The sequence below is a fragment of the Pseudarthrobacter defluvii genome, from assembly GCF_030816725.1.
In the GTDB taxonomy this organism is placed as follows: Bacteria; Actinomycetota; Actinomycetes; order Actinomycetales; family Micrococcaceae; genus Arthrobacter; species Arthrobacter defluvii_A.
Genome location: NZ_JAUSYG010000001.1, coordinates 4,356,052 through 4,378,944, shown reverse-complemented (window position 1 = coordinate 4,378,944; position 22,893 = coordinate 4,356,052). Strand labels below are relative to the sequence as shown.

Genomic DNA, 22,893 nt, shown 5'->3' with positions numbered 1-22,893 from the left:
TCCGTCCTACGCCGCTTCCACGACGTGCCGCCACAGCCAGAAGTCCCTGTCGGCCTGGAGTGCGGCGCGGACTTTCCCGCGGCCCTGTGACGGGTCCGCTTCGGCTTCCTGCGCCAGTCGGTCGGCGAGCGTGGCGGTGGACCGTGCCCAGGTTGCGATGACAAGCAGGGGTAGGAGCGCCTGGTCCACTCCCCTCATGCCAAGGTGGCGGGACAGGGGGTCCAATGCCCAGCCGCCCTGGCCGAAGGCCTTATCAAAGGCAGCCAACTGGGCCTCCCTGTCGAACGCCTGTTCGCTGGACTCGCTCAGGTACTGGAGGTAGAAGACCAGGTCGTGCCCGGGCACGCCGTCGGTGAGCGACCGTTCCCAATCCATGACCTGCAGGGCGCCGCCGGGCTTGACGAGCAAATTCGGGTGGCTGAGGTCGCCGTGTTCGATCACAGCCGGGAGTTGCGCCTGGCTCAGGGGTCCCAGGAGTTGGTGCGTCCGCTCAACCAGTTCGCAGGTTTGGGCGTCCGGTCCCGCCAGGCCCTCGAGCGCCGCCAGCGGCGCGGCGACGGCGCGCCGGTACCAGTCCGCGTTATCGGCTGCTGCCCGGGTGCAGGGAAGGGCAGCGACGAATTCGGTCCCGGTGGCGACGGCGGAGGGCAGGTCTGCTGCCACCGTCCGGGGGTCGAGGGGCGTGCCGGTCAATGCGGTTTCGACGAGGACCGTGAAGGGCCCCGCATCCTTGATGCCCACCAGGCGCGGAACCCCGCCACCGGTGCTGTCGACGGCGGCCGACAGTTGGTCCAGCATGGCAGCTTCCCGGCGGACGCCGCTGTTGTCGCCGGGTTGGCGGGGCACCTTCACTACCAGGGCGGGTTCGCTCCCCCTGGAAGGAAACACCAGGGCCACCACATGCCGGGAGGTGGCGAAGCGCGGGGTCAGCAGGAGCGTCTCCCAGTTTTTCCCGAGGCCATACCGGTCAAGGGTGAACTCTTCAAAGTGGTCCTGCAGGAACTGGTCCACGAAGTTCATGGCTGCTCATTCCTTTCCGGCCGCCGGCCTGTGACCGTGCCCTCGGGGACCAGGAGGTCGAAGACCCGCAACGCCAGTGCCATGCGCACCGCAGCCGCTTTCAGTGCCCCGAACCGCACGTCCTTCCGCAGGGCCAGGGTGTCCCGGATGGACGCGCCGGACTCCATCGGAACCAGCCTGGCGGTCCGTTCCCGGTTGGGCGCATTCCAGTACAAGGCAACGTCCTGGTATCCCCGGCGCTCCAAGGTCCGTTTCCAGCCTCTCAGGGTGCGGGGGCCGGAGCGCCGAAGCAGGGACCGGTCGGCTTCCACGCAGATCCAGCCGCCCGGTTCCAGCGCCAGTCCGGCGCTTTCCAGCTGGCCGCCGTCGGGTGAGGCCAGCAGCACCACGTCACAGGTCCCGCCGGCCCCGGTTCCCGGTTCAGGCAGCCGCGCAGCTGCCGGGTCCAGCAGCCGCAGTGCTGACTCTGCCTCCGGGCTCACCTGTCCTGCGAAGCCGAGAGTGCGTGGCTGCAGGACGGGAAGAAGGAACCGCCAGTCCAGGAGCCGCCAGAGATGCAGGGACAAAGCCTCTCCCGCACCGGCTTCAGCGGCAGTGCCACCCTGGGATGGGGGCTCGACGGCGGAATCCGGGTGGGGAGGGCGATGGCCGGTTCCCGCACTGGCAGGAGGCGAGAACGAGTCCCAGATGATGCCGGTGGCCAGGCGCTGCACAGCCTCTGCCGGTTGCGCGGCATCCACCACCCTGCTGCCATGGAGCCGGGCGGCAAGCTTCAGGTAGTCGTTCCGCCACGATTCCAGGAGCTCGGGGCTGTGTTCCCCCTTCCGCGCAAACATGACTGCGCCGGGAACATCCAGCACAAGGAGCACATCCGGGGCAGGAATCACTGCCAGGGCCAGCGCATTGCTCACCCGGGCCAGCACACCGTCCCCTGGGCCTCCAAGCAAAGCGTCATACGCCACCCGGTCCATCAGCACCACCTTGCCGATGCGCCGGTAGAACCTGGCCAGGATGCCACCGCGCACCAGGCGGTATACCTTCTTGGCCGTCCGGCCTCCTGGAATCCGGTTGAGCGCCTTGTCCCAGGGCCCGGCCCCCCACAGGCCCATGTAGACGTATTTGGTGGGCAACGGCACGTCGGCGTGCAGCCCGTTTAGAAGAGTCGTCTTGCCGGCCCCATCCGGAGCCATGACGCCCAGCAAAGGGGTATGCCCCTGCAGCCGGGCACCCGATCGCCTCAGCGACCGGTTGGCTGCGGCAATGAGCCGGGCGTTTGCGCCGCCGCTCCAGGACCCCCGCATCCGGGCAGCGATGGCGGGCGCGTCGCTGAACCGTTCGGCCAGGACCAGGTTCAGCATGTCCGTTGCCAGCCCGGCACCCACCCGCCGCCGGACCGATTCCGCGATCCTGCCGCCGTCGGCCGCCACCCTGGCAGCCGCCCGGGCCAGTGCCTGCCGTTCCTGCGCCACGTCACCCTTGTCCATGAAAAGGTGCAGCAGCAGGAGCCAGGCCTGGTCCGTCGCATCCGGAAGCCAGTAGGAGCTGTTGCGGATCCGGCGCCGCAGGCACCGCGCCGCCCACGAGGTCCGCCACTGCTGGTAAGGCCCGAAAGCCAGTTCCGACACAACGTCAAGCTTGATCCAGGCGCCTTCATCCACGGAATAGCAGAAGTAGAACCGGTGGCTGCCGTGGCCCCATGCCAGGACCCGGCAGAACCCTGCATCCGCCATCAATCCGTCCAGGCTGGGCAGGAGCTGCCTGTCCACCAAAATGTCCACGTCCCCTGACGGCAGGGCCAAATCGTCCTCCCCGCGAAGCAGGAGCCAGGGCAGTCCCGCCCCGTCAAGGTCGTGGAATACTGCGGCCACCCGGGGGTGGATTTGTTGGCTTCCGGGGATGGGTTGCCCTACTGGGCGGCCGATGGCCCCCAGCTCTTCCGGAACGGGAAGGTCACTGGCGATATCCATGGTCGAATCCCCCAAGTTGTTCTGGGCCGCGGTCACGGCCATTGCTTCGTTTACGGCGTGTAGGCATACTGCGCCACCCAGTCGACCTGCAGGTGCCCGGAGACATCGGTGGCGGGAAAAGTGTCTGTGGCGTCGTCGGCCGTCTCTGCCTGGAGTGTCCAGCGCATCGGCGTGTTCGGCACACCCTTGGGTTTGGTTGTCTGGTCCACCAACTCGTCGTCCAGGAACCACCGGACCAGACCGGGCCTCCATTCGATGGTGGCAACGTGCCACTGGCCGGGGCGGGCCTCCGAGTATTTCTTATCGGCGGGATCAAACTGCATGCCGTTGGAGGTGCGGGTCCCCTTAATGGCGGAGTTGCCGTAGAGGGAGCCGTCCAGGGCCCCTTCCGGCCAGTCGATTTCCCCTTCATTCCAGTCATCGCTTGCCGGCCACAGGAGGAAGGCGATTTTGTAACCCGGGATGGAGTCATACCGGAACCGCACCGAGTACCTTCCGTACGTCTGGCCCGTGTAGCCGAAGGGAATAACGCTCGCCACCCGGGGCTTGCTGTTTGAGTGATGGAGGTAGAAATCGAGGTAGCCATCGTGGACCGAAAGGACATCGTCCGGCGTGTACGTCCCGTAGCCCGAGGAATCGGTGAACCCGGAATAACCCCTCATGTCCGGCCCGTACACCTGGCCCACGGCCCCCAGCGCTGCCGGGACGTCGAAGTCCTTGACCATGGTTTGCCGCCAGGAAGGCAGATCCCCCCGGGGCGCTCCGGTGACCCTTGAGGAGTCGCCATGAAGGACCAGCAACGCGGCCCCGACAATGGACAACGACGTTACGGTGATGAGCGACACCTGGCACACCCGCCCGCTATTTTCCCCAGTCAGCACGGGTGACCTCGTAGATCCTCACCGACTTGTTTTCAAACACCAACTCGGTGCCCCGTGCCACGTTCAAGTCGTGCTCAAGCGGCACCAGGACATCCTTGGGGAATTCGCGGGGAACGCCCGTGGAGCTCCGCTGCTGCAGGTCCGATACCACCACGAAGACCCGGTCGGAGGGCCGCATCTTCGCCGCTGCCCTGGTCTTGTCGACGTAGGCGAGCATGTCGTCACCCGTGAATGGCTGGCCACTGTTGTGCAACTTTGATGCGACCGAAACAAGTTGGCCGCTGCGCAGGTAGAAGGAATAGTGCGAGCCGACCAGCAGCGGAAGGTGGTAGTTCGTCTCCACCACCGCGTCGCCCTTCCGGACGTTCGAGTCAAGCCAGCGGCTGGCCGATACGTCCGACGCCGGCACCCGGACGTTGGCTTCGTTTTGGAAGTACACGGTGGTGAACATGACGGCCATGACCGAGATCGCGGACGCGGCCCCCACCACGGCCTTCCTGCCCGGGAGCTTCCCCGACCAGAACAGCCAGGCTGCGCCGATGGCAAGCCACGGAAGGGCAAACATAAAGACGCGGAGCCGGCCCTCGCCACCGTAGGACGTTCCAAACAGTCCGACGATGGGGCTTGCCGCCAGCGTGCCCACGATCAGGGTGGTGCGGACGTTGCCGCGGAGGAAGTTGCGGAGGAACCCCAACCCCGCAAGCAAGGCGGTGAACAGGGACAATGCCAGGGCCTCCCGTGCCAGCCACCGGCCGGCGAGCAGGGATGGACCCGCCGCTCCGTCCGCGGGTTTGTAACCGGCATTGGCAAAGATATCGAAGCTGTTGAGCAGGCCGTACTTGTCATCCACGAACTGGGCGTTGGGGAGGAGATAGAGCAAGGCCATCATGAGCAGTGCCGGCGCCAGCCACGCGGGCTTGAAGTAGCGCGCCAGGAAAAGGGGGAAAAGTCCCAGGATGGCCAGGTAGGGGGTCAGCTGGTGGCTCATGACGATCATGGCCTGGAGGACCAGCACGGCGGCAATTGCCAGTCCCTGCTGGCGCCCGCTGTAGGTCCTGACCTCTTCGGGCTCCGGCGCGGACCTGGAAAACCGGTTGGCGAGCTTGTCCTCGAGCCTTAGCATCCAGCCGGCCGGGGTGCCGCGAAGGAACGTGAGGATTACCAGGCACATGGTCAGGTGCAGCGTGTAGGCAAATGCCTGCGGTGAGTAGTAGTTCTGGTTAAGCCAGTTGGAGAGTGCGAAAATAACGGCACTTGTCCAGTAAATCCGGGGATTCTTCGTCAGGGTCTTGGCAATCGCAAGCACCAGGGCCACGTTCATGAGGGCAAACACAGGCTCTGCCCAGCCGGCGTAGGACAGGGCGTCGTTGTAGCCGCTGGACTCGCCGAGGAACGCGCTGAACAGAAAGAACCCGGGCCAGCGGTTGTAGATGTCAATGTTGGGATCGAACTGGCCGGTGGTCTGGATCAGGTCCGTTACTGCAATGTGCTTGTACGTCCAGGGCAGCCGGGGAACGTCGGTCAAGAGGCCGGCGGAAGAGTAGAGGATGACCACCAGCCCGGTAATCGAAGCTCCGGCGAGCCACCCCGAGTGCACGCCCTGCCGGATAACGCTCCAGATGCACAGTGCAACAACCAGGGCCAGCGAAATGTACCAGGTGGCCGGGAAGGCAGTCAGGAGGCCAAAGTCCCCCAGACGCGGGTTTGTGGACTCGAGTGTGGCTGCCCACATGACCATGGCTGCCAGGAGAACCAGCCAGGGCACAAGGGTGATGAGCTGCGGACGCGGCAGCCGGACAGGGGCCTGCCGGGTATTGCCTTGGCCTCCGTCCTGCGGCCCGGGAACCAGCAGGGCGGCCACGGACACCAGCAGGATGCCGACGGCGGCGGGGCGGGGATTCCAAAGCTGGAACCACCCCATGACCGAGGCAGTGAGGGCGAAGGCGGTTGCGCCGGCGACGATAGTGAAGACGAAGCGGGCGACCGGATCCACATGGCGCAGCCACCGCACCAGTGCCCATCCAGGGATGGCCAGGCACGCCAGGAGTTTGGCTCCGGCCAGGGCCTCGCCGCCGGCGTCGAACAGGATCAGGACCGCCGTCACGGCACCGAGCAGGGCCGGGACGTAATCCGGATAGCCTGGCCTGCGCCGGCGTGAAGTGCGTGAGTTCATCGGGCCGGACACGTCACCCCTGATGAGAAGCGCCATATTGTTTCAACTCCTGGATATTGCTTGCCGCTGGCGGAGCAAGCCTCCGCGATCAGCACCTGTGGACTGTTGTCTTGGCTGCTTGCCTTAGCCGCCTGCAGCCCTGCGCGACTGCAGATATTTGTAGGGTCCGAAGGCCACAGCCAGCAGCTGCAGCCAGACCAGCCTGGAGACCTGGGCCTCGAGGGAACTGTGCACCGGGGACACCTGGACCGCGGGCTGGGCGGCCTGCGGGCGGCGGTTCAGGAACTCAAGTCCTACCCCCCAGCTCCTGGCCAGTGCCAGCCGTGCCGTGCGCGGGTCCATCATCACCTTGGTCATCCACGCACCAAGCCCGTTGCCGTAGCCCCGCGCTTGTACCCGCAGGTCTTCCAGCCCATCCCTGTGGCGGTGCCACACAATGGCGGCCGGCTGGACCACCAACGCGTGCCCCTCGAGGATTACGCGGGTGAACATATCGATGTCCTCACCGCCGCCCGTGGGCGTGCCAACACCCAGCGCGGGATCGAAGCCCCCGAGACGGAGTGCAGCCTGGCGCCTGAGGGCAAAGTTGGCGCCTGTTCCGAAAGCACCGGGGCTGAAAGGGAATTTGGGCAGTGCAGCCGGCGGGTCCGCCAGCGAGTAGACCTGCGGGACCAGGCTCCTGGACCAGCTGACCTTCGAATCAAAGTAGCCCTGGGCCGGGGTACGGAGCTCCCCGGCCGGCACCAGCCCCGTCACGCAGGCCGCGCCCGGAACGGCCTCGAACGCGGATGCGATCTCCCGGAGCCAGGACCTGTCCACCACCACGTCGTCATCGGTGAAGGCCACCAGGTCCCCCTTGGCATGCCGGAGGCCGGTATTCCTTGCATGGGAGAGGCCCGGAACGGGTTCCGTCACCAGCCGAACGCGCTGGTCCCGGAACTCCTGGCGCACCAGTTCCTCGGTGGCGCGCGTTGCCGGGGCATTGTCCACCACCACCACGTCGAAGCGCGGGTAATCCAGGGCCAATATCGTCATCAAGGCGCTGCGCAACTGCTGTGTGCGGTCCCTGGTGCACACCACCACGGTGATGTGCGGCGCTGTCACAGCCGGCGGGAACGATGGGACTGGCGGCAGGGCCGCCAGGGCGTCCTCGAAGACAGCCCGATCCACGATTCCCGCCGGCGATGGCACATCGACAAATCCCCGCACAGCCCCCGACGCGCGCACCAGCAGCCGTGCCCGTTCGTATCCAGCATGGTTCTCCAGTTCAAAGCGCGAACAGTCCGCGAGGTCTTCCAAGTCCACGGACCCGATCCACCTCGCCCCCGGCCAGGCCGGCGGCAACCGGGACTCCATGGCGGGCACAAGGATCAGTGCCTCGCCCCGGAGTTCCTCAAGCACTTGGCTGGCGCCCTCGCTCATTGCACTTCCCTCCACTGCCCGCCGGCCACCACCAGCACCTGGTCCTGGTTCTCTTCCTCCGGTCCGGTCCAATGCTGGAGCCGGCGCCCCCGGAAGTACCCGGCGGCGGTGCAGGCCAGGACCGCGATGACGGCCCCGGCGCGGCCCAACCCGTCGGCGCTGCCCTCCCGCCCCCACGACTTGAGGCCCGTGAATACTGCGCGCGGGAGCACGCTGCGTACATAGCGGCGCTCAGGTCCGAGTGCCCGTTTGTGGCCCACCAGCTGGCTGACCTGGGCTTTGGACAATCCCTCGGACCAGGACCTGGACATCATGTAGCGCCAGGTTCCCCTGGATGCGGGAACGTGGTGGCGGACCAGTGCCGCCGGCTCGTAAACAATGCGCGACCCGGGTGAGCCCATCCTGGAGCGGATGCAGATCTCGGTCTCCTCGCATCCCAGCGGCAAAGTGCCCTTGCGGCCAAGCGACTGGTTGAAGCCGCCCACTTGCAGCAGCACTTCCAGCCGGAACGACATGTTGGCACCGATGACGTTGCGGACTTCCGACGCCACGCGGGGCAAGCCGCGGTGGCTGCATCCAACAATCCAGTCAAGCTCCTCGGCGAAGTACCCCGGCCGGCCGGATTCCCAGAGTGGGACCACCTTCCCGCCTACGGCCAGGACGTCTGGATCGTCATAGAGCGCAACCAGGCGTTCGAGCCAATCCGGCGCCGCCTCGGCGTCGTCGTCAAGGAAGGCGACGATGTCCGATTCGGCGAGCCCCACCCCCGTATTGCGGGCCCCGGACAACCCGGGGAGGCCTGTGCTCTCGACTACCGTGACGTCGTCGACGATCTCGATAAGCCGCTCGTACAGGTCTTCGTTGTGGTCGATGACCACCAGGATTTGGTCGGGAACAAGTGTCTGGTTGCGGACCGATTCGATGACGTCCAGCAGCATTCCCCACCGCTCGGACGTGTAGGCGCAGATCACCACTGTCACGGACAGCGGTTTGATGCGGTCAAGCATGCTGACCCACCGCCGCTGCGACAAGGGATTCCTGCGGTTTCACGGCCGGGGTCAGGACGCTGTGCGGATCCACGGGGAGCCTGGGGAAGCGGACGTTGGAGTAGGTGTACTTCACGCGGCGGAGGGCCTCGGGACGGGCACCTGCAGTGGGCGCCTCCCAAAGTGCGCATTCCCGGGCCAGCGTGTGCAGGACCCGCCAGCCGTCGCGGAACGTCTGGAGGTTGGAGGCCCCCGAGATCCGGTCCAGCTCAAGGCTGGGAACCTCGGCGATCCGCAGGCCTGCCTTGGCCGCCCTCACAATGAGCTCGGTTTCGATCTCGAAACCGTCGGACTCCAGCTCCAGCACCTCCAGGCATTCCCGCCGGAAGGCGATGTACCCGTAGCAAAGATCGGAGTAGTTGCTGTGAAGCACAGCGTTCGCGAGTCCGGTCAGCGCCCTGTTGCCGGCCTTCCGCAGCCGGGTCAGGTCTTCCGACCCGCCACCGGTCACGTGGCGGGAGCCTTTCACGAAATCGAAATCATGCTGCAGTGGCGCAACGAACCACCCGATCTCCTGGGGGTCCATGCTCCCGTCCGCGTCCAGCATCACGATGATGTCCCCGGTTGCGGCGGCAAAGCCCGCCCGAAGGGCCACACCCTTGCCTTTACGGGCTTCGTTAACTATCACCACGTCAGCCCGCAGTGCCTTGGCCACTTCAACAGTTTTGTCCTGCGAGCGCCCGTCAACGATGATCACCTCATCGACGTAGGAGGGCATCCGGCGCAGAACCCAGGGGATGTTCTTTTCCTCGTTCAGCGTCGGGATGACAACGCTGATTGAGGCTTGTGAAGATAAAAGTCCAGGCTCGGAAAAAAGAGCTGGAAGTTGGGGCGAAATCGACAATTGCCTCACCACTTCATGACAGTTCGGATTTTCTTGACAATGCCGCCGGCCGTAATGGCAGCGGCATCAACGCTTTAATCCGGTCATGGTCTGGTCGCTGTCCCCCAGCAAACCATCGCCAATCCTCTGGCCGTTCCGAAACAGTACCCCCTACCTAATGCGGGTATCACGAGTAGTAGGTACTCGCTTTTCACCTAGGGTTTACCCCCTGTTAGGCAAGTAAAGGGGTCCGTTGCGGCGCATTTGGTTAGGTATAGGGGATTTGATGCGGCCGAAAAAGATTAGGTAGGGGGCGATGGAATACCCCTAATTAGGTACGGCAACTGCATTGCCCTGGTAGGAGTCCGGGCATACGCTTCTCGGTACTTGGGGGCTGAGAGCTCATTGTGACTGGACCAACGGGCGGACGTTCCCCGATTCTTACCTATGCCCCAGGAGTTCCCTTATGAAGCTCAGACGCAGACAAATTATCGGCCGGACGGGACAGGCCCTGGCCGTCGCACTGGTTCTTGCAGGCACCATCCTCGGCGTACCCGGTACCGCCGTGGCCGACCCGGTTTACGGCACGCAAAGCATCGCCTACTCGGGGGTTTCCAATCCGCCAACATCCGACAAGCCGCAAAGCAAGCTGTGGTGGAACGATGGCTCCTGGTGGGCGGACATGTGGAAGTCCGGCTCCGGGTGGAGCATTTACCGGCTGGACCGGGCCTCCAGCACGTGGGTGGACACCGGGGTGGTCAACGACACCAGGGCCAGCACCCTGGCGGATACGTTGTGGGACGGATCCCACCTCTACATCGCTTCCCATGTTGTGACCATCACCGGCGATGGCACCCCCAAGCCGTCACTTTCGAACTCGCCGGCCAAGCTCTACCGGTACAGCTACGCCGGCGGCAAGTACACGCTGGACAGCGGCTTCCCCACCACCATCACCAACAATTCCAGTGAATCCATGACAATCGACAAGGACACCACCGGCCGGGTCTGGGCGACCTGGACGCAGGTGGGCGGCAACTCGACGTCGGGATACACCAACACCGTGTACATGAACGCTGCCACCAACAGCGGCGCGTCCTGGGGAACACCCTTCGTCCTTCCCGTCAGCAACCCAAACCCCGCACCGGACGACATCTCGGCAATAGTCGCCTTCGGCAACGGGCAGATCGGGGTGATGTGGAGCGACCACAAGGCAAACACCGTCTGGTGGGCTACCCATAAAGACTCGGACGCTGCCAACGCATCCTGGAAGCTTCAGCCGGCACTGCGCGGCAACGGCCAGTCTGACGACCACCTGAACCTCAAGACCCTGCAGGCCGATACCACCGGCCGGGTGTTCGCCGCCGTCAAGACGAGCCTCAACGACATCTCGAGCGACAAGACCCTGCCGCAGGAGATCCTCCTGGTCTTCAAGCCGGGCACGGGAGCCTTCACACAGTCCACGATCGCCAAGACCGGCGACTGTGTGTCCCGCCCCCAGATCATCCTGGACACGCAGAACAACCTGGTGCGGGCGTTCCACACGGCTCCGCCCACCTCAGTTTCGGGCTGTGCCTACTCCGGCGTCGCGGGCAGCATCTATGAGAAGACCGCGTCCATGGACAATCCTGTTTTCGGCTCAGGCCGCGGGACGCCCATCATGCAGGCGGCGTCGTCGTCGAACATCAACGACGTGACCACCAGCAAGCAGAGCGTGAACAACACCACCGGCCTGGTGGTCATGGCCAGCGACAACGTGGCCAAGCGCTACTGGTTCTCGGACCGCTCCCTGGGCAGCACGCCGCCGCCCGCGGGCCAGGCACCGGTTGCCTCATTTACCGCCAACCCGACCTCCGGTGCGGCGCCACTGAACGTCACCTTCACGGATACGTCCACCAACACACCAACCTCCTGGGCGTGGAACTTCGGCGACGGCGGCACGTCCACCGCGCAGAATCCAACCCATTCGTATGCGGCGGCCGGGACGTACACGGCTAAGTTGACGGCCAGCAACAGCAGTGGATCGTCGTCTGCAAGCACCACCATCACGGTCGGCTCTGCACCGCCGCCCGCCTCCGGTGGCATCACCGTGGTGAATTCCAGCACCGCAAACTCCGGGACGGCCGTTACCACGGCGTCGCTGCCGGTTCCCGCAGGCACCGCGGCAGGTGATGTCCTGGTTGCCTCCATCACCACGGACCTCAACCCCAACCTGACGGCGCCGGCGGGCTGGACGGCCATGGTGAATGCGAAGTCAATCAACAGCACGTCAACGTCCGGGGCGCGGGCGTTCGCCTACTACAAGGTGGTGGGTGCTTCGGATCCGGCAACCTACAGCTGGACCCTCAGCTCCGCCGCCAAGTGGGGCGGCGGCATCACGGCCTACCGCGGCGTAAACAACACCACGCCGCTGGACAGCTCCGTTGTCACCGCGGCTGACACCAGTTACTCGGCCACCAGCATCACGGTTGGCAGCATCACCACTGCGACGAACGGTGCGATGCTGATCGGCGGAGTGGCGTGCGATTGCAGCAGCCCAGTTGTCACTGCCCCCTCAGGGTGGACAGAACGCTGGGAGGCTGCTGCCGGGCAGATCGCCGAGCAGGCGGACAAGCCGCAGGCGACGGCGGGAGCCAGCGGAACTGCCACCTGGACCCTGAGTGCCTCACGGGCCGTGGCCGCCTGGCGGGCCGCCCTCAAGCCTGCCGGCTAATAACTCATAACTGAATACACAACTGAACAGATAACTGAATAGGGAGGGGCTCCTGTCCGCCATCCACGGCGGACCGGAGCCCCTCCCACTTAACGCAGCCGGTTCCTCATCGAACGATGGAAAACTGGTCTGTGAACGAATACCCGGCCGCGGGTACGAAACGGGCATCCAGCCGGGCGTCGGTAATCGTCACGTCCAGCGTCCCCAGCGCCGGGTCCGTGTTGGCCCCGGACCATGCAGCAAAATAGCCCGCCTCCGGGTCGTCGGCCCGGACTTTATGCCCTCCCAGCCCGCCGGTGCCGACCCCCGCAAAGACTGTTCCCTTTCCCTGCGTTGCCGGGCTGCCGTCGTCGGAAATGCAGGCCTCCTCCACGCGGCCGGGAGTGATCCAGCCGCAGTCGCCGCCCACCGCCAGCTGGTGGCTGCGCTGGTACACGTGCTCATGCGCGGTCAGGACGAGGTCAACCTTCTTACTGAGCAGGAGGTTGGTGATGTCCTGCCCCGCAACGCAGCCGTACTTGCCCAGGCTGAAACAGGGCGCGTGCATGGCCACCAGCGTCCAGCGGATGCCCGCGCCCCGGGCGCCGTCGATTGCGTCTTCGGTCCAGGTCCAGCGATCGCTGCCGCGCGAATAGTCCAGCTCCTTGCCGTCCTGGAACTCCAGCCCGGGTGAAATCAGGATGATCCGGGCCAGCGGCCGGTCCTGCGGCACGTCCACGTACCACTGGACGCCGTACTCGCCCTGGAGGCCGGGCAGCCGGCTGGGGAGGCACTGGGCAAAGTTGCCGATCAGGCCATCATGGCCGTCACTTTCGTGGTTGCCTGTAATCAGCTGGAAGGGAAAGTCCGAGCCGAGCTTGCTGGTCACCATCCGGCAGAATTCCTTCTCAGCACCTGCCTTGTAGGAGAAGTCGCCCAAGGCCACGTTGAAGTCCGGTTTGAGGCGGGCCACAACGTCCAGGACCTGCCGCGCCCCCGACCCCATGCCCAGGTCCCCCGCCGCTGTGAAGTGCACAGACCCGGCGTCAGGAACCGGCCGCTCCTGGCAGGCCGAAAGGCTCATCCCAAGTGCACCCAAAAGGACGGCGGTGCCGATGCGCCAGCCACCAGTACTCATGACAATTCCGTCGGTAGAACCATTCCCAAACCCGGGATTTCTAGAGCATAACGGCCACATAGGCCCGATGACGAGCGGTCTCCCGCACCTGCCACAAACCCGGGTCTTGATCAAGGACAGGATCCAATCTTGATGGAATCCAGCGGTTACATTGTGGTGTCGCTGCCGGTTACGGCGTTATATTCGCATGTACCGGCTGAATCCGCACTGGGGAGCGGATGCCGCAACGTGAACTGGTAGTGCAAGAATGCGGTCTCTTTCTTCGACGAATTGGGGACCCGATGGCACTGATCGGCAGAAACAAAGAACTGGACCGCATACTGTCTGTCATCCGCGGACCCAAAGATACCGCGCTTGCAGTGATTGGTTGCAGGGGCATCGGTAAATCGGCGCTGTTGTCGGAAATACCCACGCTCTCCGATTACCGGACAGTGTTGCTGGCCGCCACTGCTGCCGAGTCGGAATGGCCGTTGTCCGGGCTCACCGCGCTCCTGAATGACATGGACGATCCTGTCCTGAACCGCATCGTGGATGAACTCCTGCGGGACACGGCCGGGGCAATGAGCGTGCCGGCTGTTTCCAGCATGCTGTTGAACGGTCTTCACCGGCGGTCGTCTTCCCGCACCGTGATCGTGATTGACGACGTGGACCAAATGGATCCCAGCAGCCAGGCGGTGATCGGCTTCATAGCCAGGCGATTAACAGGAACGGACATCGTCCTGATTGTAGGGGTACGGGAGGACTTTCCCGAGAGCCCCTTCAGCGGCCTGTCGGCCCTGCGGCTTGGCCCGCTCAGCTACAGCGACACTGTGCGGATGCTGGAGAGCCTCCCCGCCAAAAGGACTACGACGGCGGCGGCCCACGCGGTTGCCGCAGCGACCGGCGGCAAGCCGCTTGCCGCCGTCAACCTTTACGAACGGCTGATGGAGCGGCACGCCGAAGGCAAGTACGCGCTGCCCGTCCCGCTGCCCTCCAAGGGCAGCTTTGACGCAGACTACGCCTCTTCCGTTGCGGCACTGACTCCCGGCGCACAGACCGTCCTGAACCAGCTGGCCCTTTCGTTTCGCAGCGACATTTCCACCATCGAGAAAATCGACCGTGACGTGTGGACCAGCGTGGATGAGTTGTTGGCCGCAGGCTTGGTGAAGCGTTCCGGACCCCATCTGGGGATCGGCGACCAACTGCTTCGGGGATATGTGTTCACCGCCATGACACCAGCGGTCCGAACCGCAAACCACCGGTCCCTCGCAGAAGCGGCGACGGACACAGATCCCTACGCCCGCAGGTGGCACCTGAGCTTTACGGCTCTTGAACGGCAAACCCCTTTCCAGCTGCTCCGGCACGCCGTGGACCTGATCCGGGGCGGTGAAGTGCCTTTCGCCGTGGAGTACATCGAGCGGGCGCTCACCATCAACCCTTGGGAAGCGGAAACGGCAGCGCGCCTTACCAGCGTGGCAGAACTGCTGTTCAACCGCGGTGAGTTCGTCTACGCACGCCGCTACCTTGAATGGGCACAGCGGGTAACCCGCAACCCCGCACTCATCCTCCGGCTGACCGGGCTGTCGTTCGAAATCCAGTTCGCCCAAGGGGCTGCCGTACGTCCCAGCATGGTGCTTCGCCTGGTCAAAGAGTTCGGCCAGCACGATCCCGCCTATTCCGCCAGCCTGTTGGCCATCGGCGCCCTTTACTATGCAGAGCGGTGGGAAGTGCAGGAAGCCTCGGACCTCCTGCGCCATGCCGGCGCCTTCCGTGGGTCCGCGTCCGCGCAGTGCCTTGGCATTGCCGAGCGGGCCAAACAGCTGATCGAAGCAATCAGCGGTGACACGGCCAACCTTGGGCGGAAGTACGAACAGGCCGGAACTGCAAGGGTCACCGGCCTACTGATGCACGGCCGCGCCCTCACTTATGCCGAGCACTACGAAAACGCCCATGAGGCCTTTGCCATGCTCCAGGGTTCGGCTGAACCAGGCCACATCAACTGGCAGGAAACCGCAGCCTTCATGGCCGTGGACAATGAAATTCGCGCCGGCAACGTGCGGGCGGCAATCAGGCTGATCGACGAACTGGAACTTTCCGATCCTGAGCTCAAGTACCACCGCGGGACACGTCTCCTCTTCCGGGCATGGCGCGCACACTCCCTCGGCGACGATGCGCAGGCCCGTGCCTATTCAGCCGAAGCACTCCGGTCTGCCGGCGCCGACAGCCACCCTGCCCTCACCGCGCAGCTTGCCGCCTGCCAGGGACACTTTGCGCTGCTGCGGGGCGACCTGGCGGAGTCCGCAGCCCAGTTGTCCCGGGCCGCCGAGCTCGGGATGCGGTTCGGCAACCCCACCCTCCTGCGATGCGAGGCGGACCTCGTGGAGGTACTCATCCGCCTGGGCCGTCACCACGAGGCCACGCAGGCGCTCCTGCGCCTCGAGAGCCGCTCCGTGGGACTGCGGTCGCCATGGCTGATGATGGCTGTAGCCCGCAGCCGCGCCATGCTTGCCGACGGGGAACAGTCCCTGCAGCTTTTCAGCCAGGCTCTCGAAGGCAGGAACGGGCACACACTTGAACGGGCAAGGACCCTCCAGTGCTACGCGGAGCGGTTGCATGCCTTTGGCCGGCTCCGCGACGCGCGGGACGCGCTGCTCCGGGCCAAGGTCATGTTTGACGAGGCCGGGGCGGATGCCTGGACGCAGCATGTGGACGCCCTCCTCCTGGATGACCGCATGGAGCCAGTCCGTCCCCAAGGCAACCCGGCGATGCTCCTGCTCGCCGACCACGAGCGGGCGCTGGCCAAAATGGTGGCGCGCGGCATGCGCAACAAGGAAATCGCAGCCACCTTGTACGTCTCTGTGCGCACGGTGGAAGTACGCCTCACCGCCATCTACCGCAAGCTCGGTGTTGAGTCCCGGGCGCAGCTGACGGCCCTCGCAGCCGGCAAGGGAACTACGGCCGCCGAGCCGTACCTCCTGCCCGTTCCATAGGCCAAAAGTCCTGCAATTTGCAGGTCCCCGCAGTTTCCACATCCTTGCTCCGCGGTAGCCACATAGGCCTTCCCGATCCCCGTCAAACGCGCCGGTCCGAGGCTAGTTTTGCTACACGGCCAAGGACAGACGGCACGCTACGCCGGAAAGGGGCACACCATGGCTGAAATACCACTGGCTGAAGCACGGCCCGCTGCATTCGACTGGCCTGTGTCACCGCTTGTCCGGACCGCCACGGAATCAAAAGCCCGGAACCGAAGAGCGTCCGCAGCCTGGATCTCCCGACATGTCAATCTTCTCCGCGGAGCTGACGCCATCATGGTGACGGCAGCCGTTTACACCGGCTTCATCCTCTCGGAAGCCGGTTTCGCACCGGAGGGGCCCAGGGACGGCGGGGCAGCAGTAGCCGCCGCAGCATTAGCAGTCATCTGGCTGGGGGCGCTGGAGGCTTATCGCACGCGAGACCCCAAGGTGCTGGGCATTGGTGCCGACGAATACAAGCGGGTGGCATCAGCTACCCTGCGCATCTTTGGCCTGATGGCCCTCGCGGCTGTGGTTTTCTCCGTCCACGGCGCCACGGCGTTCGTCACGGTGTCGTTGCCGGCGGGCCTCGTGGCCCTCACTGCCAACCGCTGGGCGTTCCGTAGGCGGCTGGCCGCGGAAAAACTGCGGGGCAGGCACCTCTCGCGGGCTGTTGTGGTCGGCGAACCGGAGGACGTCAGATACGTGATACAGCAGGTGTCCCGGAAGTCGGGAGCCGTGTACGAGATCCTTGGGGCCTGCCTCCCGGGCGCGCGGCGGGGAGCGGGCCTTCGGGTGGACGGGCGGACTGTCCCGGTCCTTTCGTCCACGGACGCCATCTCCCGGACCGTCCGCCTGGTTGACGCGGACTCGGTAATCGTTGCCGGGCCCCTCCCCGGCGGAAACAGGTTCATCCGGGAGCTGGGGTGGAAACTCGAGGAGTCCTCCACGGAGCTGATCCTGGCGGCCACCCTGACCAACGTTGCCGGTCCGCGGATCCACTGGCGTCCGGTGGAGGGCCTCCCCCTGATGCATGTGGACATTCCGCAGTACGGCGGCGCAAAGCACGCCCTGAAGCGGATCATGGACGTCATTGCTGCGCTGGCTGCGCTCCTGGTGCTCTCTCCAGTGCTTCTGGTGCTTGCCGCAGTAGTCCGGCTGGACAGGCCCGGCCCGATCCTTTTCAGGCAGGACCGGATCGGCAAGGGCGGACAGGTGTTCGGGATGTACAAGTTCCGCTCCATGGTTGTCGACGCCGAGGCGCGGCTGGCTGCCCTGAACCAGCAGAATCAGGGGGCCGGGGTGCTTTTCAAGATGAAGGATGACCCCAGGGTTACCCGCTGCGGACGCTGGATGCGTAAGTACTCCCTGGACGAGCTTCCCCAGCTCTGGAACGTGGTGCTGGGCGATATGAGCATGGTGGGGCCGCGGCCGCCGCTGGACCGTGAAGTCAGCGGCTACGAGCGGCACACCCACCGTCGGCTCCTGATCAAGCCTGGAATCACCGGGCTTTGGCAGATCAACGGACGGTCCGACCTTTCCTGGGAGGAAGCGGTCCGGCTTGACCTCTACTACGTCGAAAACTGGTCCCTTGCAGGCGACCTGCTGATTCTCTGGCGGACGTTCAGGGCCGTCGCCCGGCCGTCCGGGGCCTACTAGCAAATTCAAGAAATGGGAAGAAGACACATGAGGTCATTTACGAATCGAACGCACGTCCCCCAGCAGCCGAAGCCTGCGCGCAAACTCCGCATCGCCGTCGTCGGTGCCGGCTATTGGGGACCAAACCTGGCGCGAAACCTCCAGGCAAGCCCTGACTGGGACCTGGTGGCTATCTGCGACCTGGACCTCGAACGGGCGCGGAAACTGGCTGCCACTCTCGGGGATATTCCCTGTGTCGAGTCCATGGATGAGCTGCTGGACTTTTGCGATGTGGACGCCGTGGCCATTGCGACGCCAGCCCGTACCCACCACGGGACTGTCATGACGGCACTCCGCGCCGGAAAGCACGTCCTGGTGGAAAAACCGCTGGCGGACAGCAGGGTTCACGGGCTGGAAATGGTGGCCGAGGCCGAAGCCAACGGGCTGGTGCTGATGGCTGACCACACCTACTGCTACACCCCTGCCGTCCTGAAGATGCAGGAGTTGGTGCAGTCCGGCTCCCTCGGAGAAATCCTGTTCGTTGATTCCACCAGGATCAACCTGGGGCTCGTACAACCTGACGTGGACGTTTTCTGGGACCTGGCTCCACATGACCTCGCCATCCTGGATTTTGTCCTGCCCGGCGGACTCAACCCGGCGGAGGTCTCGGCGTTCGGCGCGGATCCGCTGGGAACAGGGCGCGACTGCGTGGGACACCTGAACTTCCGGCTGCCCAACGATGCAACCGCCCACGTGCATGTGAACTGGCTGAGCCCCACCAAGATCCGCCAGATGGTCATCGGCGGATCCCTCCGGACCCTGGTGTGGGACGACCTCAACCCACAACAGCGGCTGAGCGTCTACGACCGTGGCGTAAGCCTTGACCGGCAGCCGAAATCCGTAGGGGAAAAAGCATCAACTGCAGTTTCCTACCGCTTGGGCGATACCTGGTCCCCCGCACTTCCTGAACGGGAGGCCCTGGGCCTGGTGGTACAGGAACTGGCATCCTGCATCCGCAGCGGCCAGGAGGCCAGGACCGGGGGCGCCTCCGGGCTCAGGGTGCTGTCTGTCCTGGAGGCGGTTTCGCGCAGCCTTGGCATGGACGGGCAAGCGGCCCCGGTGGCTGGTAGCGCCATGGCCGGAACCGGACCGGATCTGGAGGGGGCACTGTGAGCGCCTTGGAGGGGGCCCGCGTCCTGGTCACTGGTGGTGCGGGGACCATCGGATCAACCCTGGTTGACGACCTGCTTGACGCCGGCGTGCAACACATCGACGTCCTGGACAACCTGGTCCGCGGCCGCCTCGGCAACCTTTCCGGTGCCCTGGCAACCGGTCAGGTGGACCTGGTGCGCGGCAACATCCAGGACCGGGACCTGGTGCATGACCTCACCAAGGGGAAGGACCTGGTGTTCCACCAGGCCGCCATCCGCATCACCCAGTGCGCCGAGGAGCCGCGGCTGGCCCTAGAGGTGCTAGTGGCCGGAACCTTCAACGTTTTGGAGGCCGCCGCGGAGCACAAGGTGGGCAAGCTGGTGGCAGCCTCCAGTGCCTCCGTGTACGGGATGGCTGAGGAGTTCCCCACCCCGGAACGGCACCATCACGCCAACAACGACACCTTTTACGGTGCCGCCAAGTCCTTCAACGAGGGCATGGCCCGCAGCTTCCGCGCCATGACCGGACTGGACTACGTGATGCTCCGCTACTTCAACGTTTATGGGCCCCGGATGGACGTCCACGGCCTGTACACCGAGGTCCTGGTGCGGTGGATGGAGCGGATCATGGACGGTCAGCCGCCGCTGATTTTTGGGGACGGCCTGCAGACCATGGACTTTGTGCATACCGCCGACGTGGCCCGCGCCAACGTGCTGGCGGCCGCAAGCAGCATCACCGAGGGGATCTACAACGTGGCCAGCGGCACGGAAACCAGCCTGCTGGAAATGGCGCAGGCGCTGCTGCGGGCCATGGGGTCGGGGCTTGAGGTGGAGCACGGGCCTGCACGCCAGGTCAACGGCGTGGTGCGGCGGCTTGCCGATACGTCCGCCGCCGCACGTGATCTCGGTTTCAAAGCCGAGGTGGAACTCGAAGAAGGACTCCGGCAACTAGTCAGCTGGTGGATGCCGCTGCGCGACGAGATTGCCGCTGCACGGAAGGTGGGTGCGCCATGACTGCTGAAACATTCCTGAACAGGATCAACGTCATGAAGCCGTGGCTTGGTGACGAGGAAGCCCGCGCCCTGGCTGAAGTGGTGGCCTCGGGGTGGGTGGCGCAGGGACCCAAGGTGAAGGAGTTCGAGTCCCGCTTTGCCGAATACCAGGGCGTCCGCCACGCGGTGGCCACGTCCAGTTGCACCACCGCCCTTCACCTGGCGCTGGTGGTAGCGGGGATCGGGCCCGGGGACGACGTAGTGGTTCCTTCGCTGTCCTTCATTGCCACGGCGAATGCGGTGACATACGTCGGTGCCCGGCCGGTGTTCTGTGATGTGGACCCGGCCACCGGGAACGTGACCGCGGAAACCATCCACGCGGCACTCACTTTGGATACCCGCGCCGTGATCGTCGTGGACCAAGGCGGCGTTCCGCTGGACCTGGACCCCATCCGTGAGCTGTGCGACCGCCACGAGATCACCGTGATCGAAGACGCGGCGTGCGCCGTGGGGTCAACATACAAGGGTCGGCCTGTCGGTGTGGGCGCCGATGTTGCGGTGTGGTCGTTCCATCCGCGCAAGATCCTCACCACCGGTGAAGGGGGCATGTTGACCACCAACCGGGCCGACTGGGCAGCGAGGGCCAGGACTTTGCGGGAGCACTCAATGAGTATGTCCGCCGCAGACCGGCATGGTTCGCTGCTGGCCCCGCCGGAGTCGTACCTGGAGGTGGGGTTCAACTACCGGATGACGGACCTGCAGGCCGCCGTCGGAATCGTCCAGCTGGGACGGTTGCCCGAGGTTCTTGCACGGCGCCGGGAAATTGCGGCACGGTACGTGGCCGGCCTCGCCCGGGTGCCAGGCCTGCGGCTGGTGTCTGACCCGCCCTACGGCACCACCAACTTCCAGTCGTTCTGGGTTGAGGTGCTCCCCAGCTTTGGGACCACGCGGGACGGGTTGATGGAAGAGCTGGCCGAGGCCGGGATCTCAGCCCGCCGTGGCATCATGGCGGCGCACCGCCAGCCCGCATACCGGTGGCGCGACTCGGGTGGAACCCTGCTGCAGCACACGGAACGGCTCAACGACAGGACGCTGATCCTGCCGGTGTACCACGAGCTGGACGACGACGGGCTGGACAGGATCATCAGCACCATCCGGGCGGCAGCCGGGACGCGCACATGAGTGAGCTGATCCTGATAGCTGCCAGCGGCCTGGCCCGCGAAGTCCTGGCGATGGTGCGCAGCAGCGGCCAGTACGACGTCGTCGGCCTGCTTGATGACGACAAAGAAATGGCGGGAGTCAGCGTGGACGGTGCACCCGTGCTGGGAACCATCGATGACGCTGCCAGGTACACGCACGCGTTCGTGCTGGTGTGCATCGGCTCCGGGCGGGCACGCGAATCAGTGGTGGAGCGGCTGACGGCGCTGGGCCTCACCGAGGCCCGCTATGCCACCGCCGTTGACCCTTCGGTCCAGTACCCCGAGGGGTGCCGGGTGGGCAGGGGCAGCATCCTGCTCCGGAACGTCACCCTGACCGCCTCCGTCACGCTGGGTTCGCACGTGGTTGCCATGCCGTCAGTGACGTTCACGCACGACGACGACGTGGCGGACTTCGCCACGTTCGCTGCGGGAGTGTCGCTGGGCGGCGGAGTCCGCGTTGGCCGGGCAGCCTACCTGGGCATGAACGCCAGCGTGCGCGAACGGACCTCCGTGGGGGCCTACGCCACCGTGGGGATGGGAGCGGCGGTACTCAGCAACGTCCCCGACGGGCAGACCTGGGTAGGCGTGCCGGCCCACGAAATCGACGGGGACGTCTTCCGGGTGGGAGGGATGTCATGAATCCCGATGTCGACTTGCAGCCAGTGCCGTTGGTGGATCTAGTGGCCCAGCAGGCTGAAATCCATGAGGAAGTTATGGCGGAACTGGCCGATGTTTTGTCCTCGGCTGCCTTTATCGGTGGACCTGCCGTCTCAGCTTTCGAGGAGGCGTACGCCTCGTTCGTGGGCGCCCGGCACTGTGTGGGTGTTGCCAACGGAACTGACGCACTGGAACTTGCCTTGCGCGCAGGAGGGGTACGTCCCGGTGGGGAAGTCATTCTTCCTGCGAATACTTTCATCGCGACTGCGGAGGCCATCAGCCGGATCGGAGCACTTCCGGTGCCGGTGGACATCGACCCAGCCTACTTGCTGATCGATCCTGATGCCGTTGCCGCCGCGGCAACGTCCCGCACCCAGGCAATCGTACCGGTGCATCTGTTTGGGCAGACCGCATTCGTGGAACGATTGATTCCTGTTGCGAACGCCTGCGGTGCTGTGGTTATCGAGGACGCAGCGCAATCCCAGGGTGCAACCCGCTTTGGAAAGCATGCCGGTACGTGGGGTCTTGCCGCCGGGACGAGCTTCTATCCCGGGAAGAATCTTGGCGCCGCCGGGGACGCGGGCGCCGTGCTCACGGACAATCCTGCAGTTGCGGCCCAGGTGCGTCTGTTGGGTGCACACGGGAGCTCCGAGAAGTACCGGCACGAAGCCGTCGGATTCAACTCGCGGCTGGATACGGTGCAGGCCGTGGTCCTCAAGGCCAAGCTGGCAAGGTTGCTGTCGTGGAACCTGCGCAGGCGGGCAGCGGCAGAGCGTTATGCGGCCCTGCTGGCGGACGTTCCCGGGGTTCAGTTTCCCCTGGAGGCACCGGGGAATGTGGACGTCTGGCACCTGTATGTGGTGCGCGTACAGCACCGGGATCAAGTCCTTGCCGCTCTCCACCGGGCGGGAATCCAGGCAGGGATCCACTATCCGGTGCCCGTGCATATGAGCGGTGCCTATGCCGGTGCTTCTTCCGGTTCGTTTCCTGTGGCGGAGGAGGCTGCCGGGCAAATCCTGTCCCTGCCGCTGTTCCCTCATATCACGGAGCAACAGCAAGAGCGGGTGGTTGAGGTCCTGGTGGAAGCAACATGACAGCGGCAGCGCG

At 65.1% G+C, this 22,893-nt stretch carries 16 protein-coding genes; 8 read left to right on the top strand and 8 right to left on the bottom strand.

Translation table 11 applies throughout. From position 1 onward, the window contains the following. Positions 1-6 precede the first annotated feature (6 nt). From QF031_RS20445 to QF031_RS20415, 7 genes are all read right to left on the bottom strand, one after another. Positions 7-1,020, bottom strand: coding sequence for an aminoglycoside phosphotransferase family protein (locus QF031_RS20445; RefSeq protein ID WP_307432552.1), 1,014 nt, complete (start codon positions 1,018-1,020; stop codon positions 7-9). Then, entirely contained in the window at positions 1,017-2,987 is a 1,971-nt protein-coding gene (locus tag QF031_RS20440; RefSeq protein WP_307432549.1) for a hypothetical protein, read from the bottom strand. The genes QF031_RS20445 and QF031_RS20440 overlap by 4 nt, the downstream gene beginning before the upstream one ends. 50 nt (positions 2,988-3,037) lie before the next feature. Next, entirely contained in the window at positions 3,038-3,832 is a 795-nt protein-coding gene (locus QF031_RS20435; RefSeq protein WP_307432544.1) for a glycoside hydrolase family 16 protein, read from the bottom strand. Between the two features lie 16 nt (positions 3,833-3,848). Then, a complete protein-coding gene (locus tag QF031_RS20430) occupies positions 3,849-6,077 on the bottom strand; it encodes a hypothetical protein (protein ID WP_307432542.1) in 2,229 nt (742 codons plus the stop codon). A gap of 87 nt (positions 6,078-6,164) precedes the next feature. Further along, complete coding sequence (locus QF031_RS20425) at positions 6,165-7,463, bottom strand: glycosyltransferase family 2 protein (protein WP_307432539.1); 1,299 nt, start codon at positions 7,461-7,463, stop codon at positions 6,165-6,167. Then, positions 7,460-8,470, bottom strand: coding sequence for a glycosyltransferase family 2 protein (locus QF031_RS20420; RefSeq protein ID WP_307432536.1), 1,011 nt, complete (start codon positions 8,468-8,470; stop codon positions 7,460-7,462). Before QF031_RS20420 ends, QF031_RS20425 begins: the two co-directional genes overlap by 4 nt. Continuing rightward, the gene (locus QF031_RS20415; RefSeq protein ID WP_307432533.1) at positions 8,463-9,362 is read right to left on the bottom strand and encodes a glycosyltransferase family 2 protein; all 900 of its coding nucleotides are present in this window, start codon (positions 9,360-9,362) and stop codon (positions 8,463-8,465) included. Before QF031_RS20415 ends, QF031_RS20420 begins: the two co-directional genes overlap by 8 nt. Positions 9,363-9,798: 436 nt before the next feature. Between QF031_RS20415 and QF031_RS20410 the strand changes: the two genes are divergently transcribed. After that, entirely contained in the window at positions 9,799-12,042 is a 2,244-nt protein-coding gene (locus tag QF031_RS20410) for a PKD domain-containing protein (protein ID WP_307432530.1), read from the top strand. 106 nt (positions 12,043-12,148) lie between these two features. On the opposite strand, the gene QF031_RS20405 is transcribed toward QF031_RS20410, so the two are convergent. Then, on the bottom strand, positions 12,149-13,159 hold the full coding sequence (locus tag QF031_RS20405; RefSeq protein ID WP_307432526.1) for a metallophosphoesterase: 1,011 nt from the start codon (positions 13,157-13,159) through the stop codon (positions 12,149-12,151). A 218-nt stretch (positions 13,160-13,377) separates the two neighbouring features. On the opposite strand from QF031_RS20405, the gene QF031_RS20400 reads away from it, so the two are divergent. The 7 genes from QF031_RS20400 (at position 13,378) to QF031_RS20370 (ending at position 22,880) form a co-directional block, all read left to right on the top strand. After that, a complete protein-coding gene (locus QF031_RS20400; RefSeq protein ID WP_307432523.1) occupies positions 13,378-16,128 on the top strand; it encodes a helix-turn-helix transcriptional regulator in 2,751 nt (916 codons plus the stop codon). A gap of 159 nt (positions 16,129-16,287) precedes the next feature. Beyond that, positions 16,288-17,808 (top strand): sugar transferase, encoded by a 1,521-nt coding sequence (locus QF031_RS20395; RefSeq protein ID WP_307432520.1) that lies wholly within the window; start codon positions 16,288-16,290, stop codon positions 17,806-17,808. A gap of 27 nt (positions 17,809-17,835) precedes the next feature. Next, on the top strand, positions 17,836-18,960 hold the full coding sequence (locus tag QF031_RS20390) for a Gfo/Idh/MocA family protein (RefSeq protein ID WP_307432517.1): 1,125 nt from the start codon (positions 17,836-17,838) through the stop codon (positions 18,958-18,960). Beyond that, a complete protein-coding gene (locus QF031_RS20385) occupies positions 18,957-19,952 on the top strand; it encodes an NAD-dependent epimerase/dehydratase family protein (protein ID WP_307432514.1) in 996 nt (331 codons plus the stop codon). Before QF031_RS20390 ends, QF031_RS20385 begins: the two co-directional genes overlap by 4 nt. Beyond that, a complete protein-coding gene (locus QF031_RS20380; RefSeq protein ID WP_307432511.1) occupies positions 19,949-21,112 on the top strand; it encodes a DegT/DnrJ/EryC1/StrS family aminotransferase in 1,164 nt (387 codons plus the stop codon). Before QF031_RS20385 ends, QF031_RS20380 begins: the two co-directional genes overlap by 4 nt. Next, positions 21,109-21,768, top strand: coding sequence for an acetyltransferase (locus QF031_RS20375; protein WP_307432508.1), 660 nt, complete (start codon positions 21,109-21,111; stop codon positions 21,766-21,768). The genes QF031_RS20380 and QF031_RS20375 overlap by 4 nt, the downstream gene beginning before the upstream one ends. Then, the gene (locus QF031_RS20370) at positions 21,765-22,880 is read left to right on the top strand and encodes a DegT/DnrJ/EryC1/StrS family aminotransferase (protein ID WP_307432505.1); all 1,116 of its coding nucleotides are present in this window, start codon (positions 21,765-21,767) and stop codon (positions 22,878-22,880) included. The genes QF031_RS20375 and QF031_RS20370 overlap by 4 nt, the downstream gene beginning before the upstream one ends. Positions 22,881-22,893 lie beyond the last annotated feature (13 nt).

Excerpts from the sequence above, each read along its gene's own strand:
- QF031_RS20445 (WP_307432552.1), bottom strand. The coding sequence starts at position 1,020 with ATGAACTTCGTGGACCAGTTCCTGCAGGACCACTTTGAAGAGTTCACC.
- QF031_RS20440 (WP_307432549.1), bottom strand. The coding sequence starts at position 2,987 with ATGGATATCGCCAGTGACCTTCCCGTTCCGGAAGAGCTGGGGGCCATC.
- QF031_RS20430 (WP_307432542.1), bottom strand. The coding sequence starts at position 6,077 with ATGGCGCTTCTCATCAGGGGTGACGTGTCCGGCCCGATGAACTCACGC.
- QF031_RS20425 (WP_307432539.1), bottom strand. The coding sequence starts at position 7,463 with ATGAGCGAGGGCGCCAGCCAAGTGCTTGAGGAACTCCGGGGCGAGGCA.
- QF031_RS20420 (WP_307432536.1), bottom strand. The coding sequence starts at position 8,470 with ATGCTTGACCGCATCAAACCGCTGTCCGTGACAGTGGTGATCTGCGCC.
- QF031_RS20410 (WP_307432530.1), top strand. The coding sequence starts at position 9,799 with ATGAAGCTCAGACGCAGACAAATTATCGGCCGGACGGGACAGGCCCTG.
- QF031_RS20405 (WP_307432526.1), bottom strand. The coding sequence starts at position 13,159 with ATGAGTACTGGTGGCTGGCGCATCGGCACCGCCGTCCTTTTGGGTGCA.
- QF031_RS20400 (WP_307432523.1), top strand. The coding sequence starts at position 13,378 with ATGCCGCAACGTGAACTGGTAGTGCAAGAATGCGGTCTCTTTCTTCGA.
- QF031_RS20395 (WP_307432520.1), top strand. The coding sequence starts at position 16,288 with ATGGCTGAAATACCACTGGCTGAAGCACGGCCCGCTGCATTCGACTGG.
- QF031_RS20390 (WP_307432517.1), top strand. The coding sequence starts at position 17,836 with ATGAGGTCATTTACGAATCGAACGCACGTCCCCCAGCAGCCGAAGCCT.
- QF031_RS20380 (WP_307432511.1), top strand. The coding sequence starts at position 19,949 with ATGACTGCTGAAACATTCCTGAACAGGATCAACGTCATGAAGCCGTGG.
- QF031_RS20375 (WP_307432508.1), top strand. The coding sequence starts at position 21,109 with ATGAGTGAGCTGATCCTGATAGCTGCCAGCGGCCTGGCCCGCGAAGTC.
- QF031_RS20370 (WP_307432505.1), top strand. The coding sequence starts at position 21,765 with ATGAATCCCGATGTCGACTTGCAGCCAGTGCCGTTGGTGGATCTAGTG.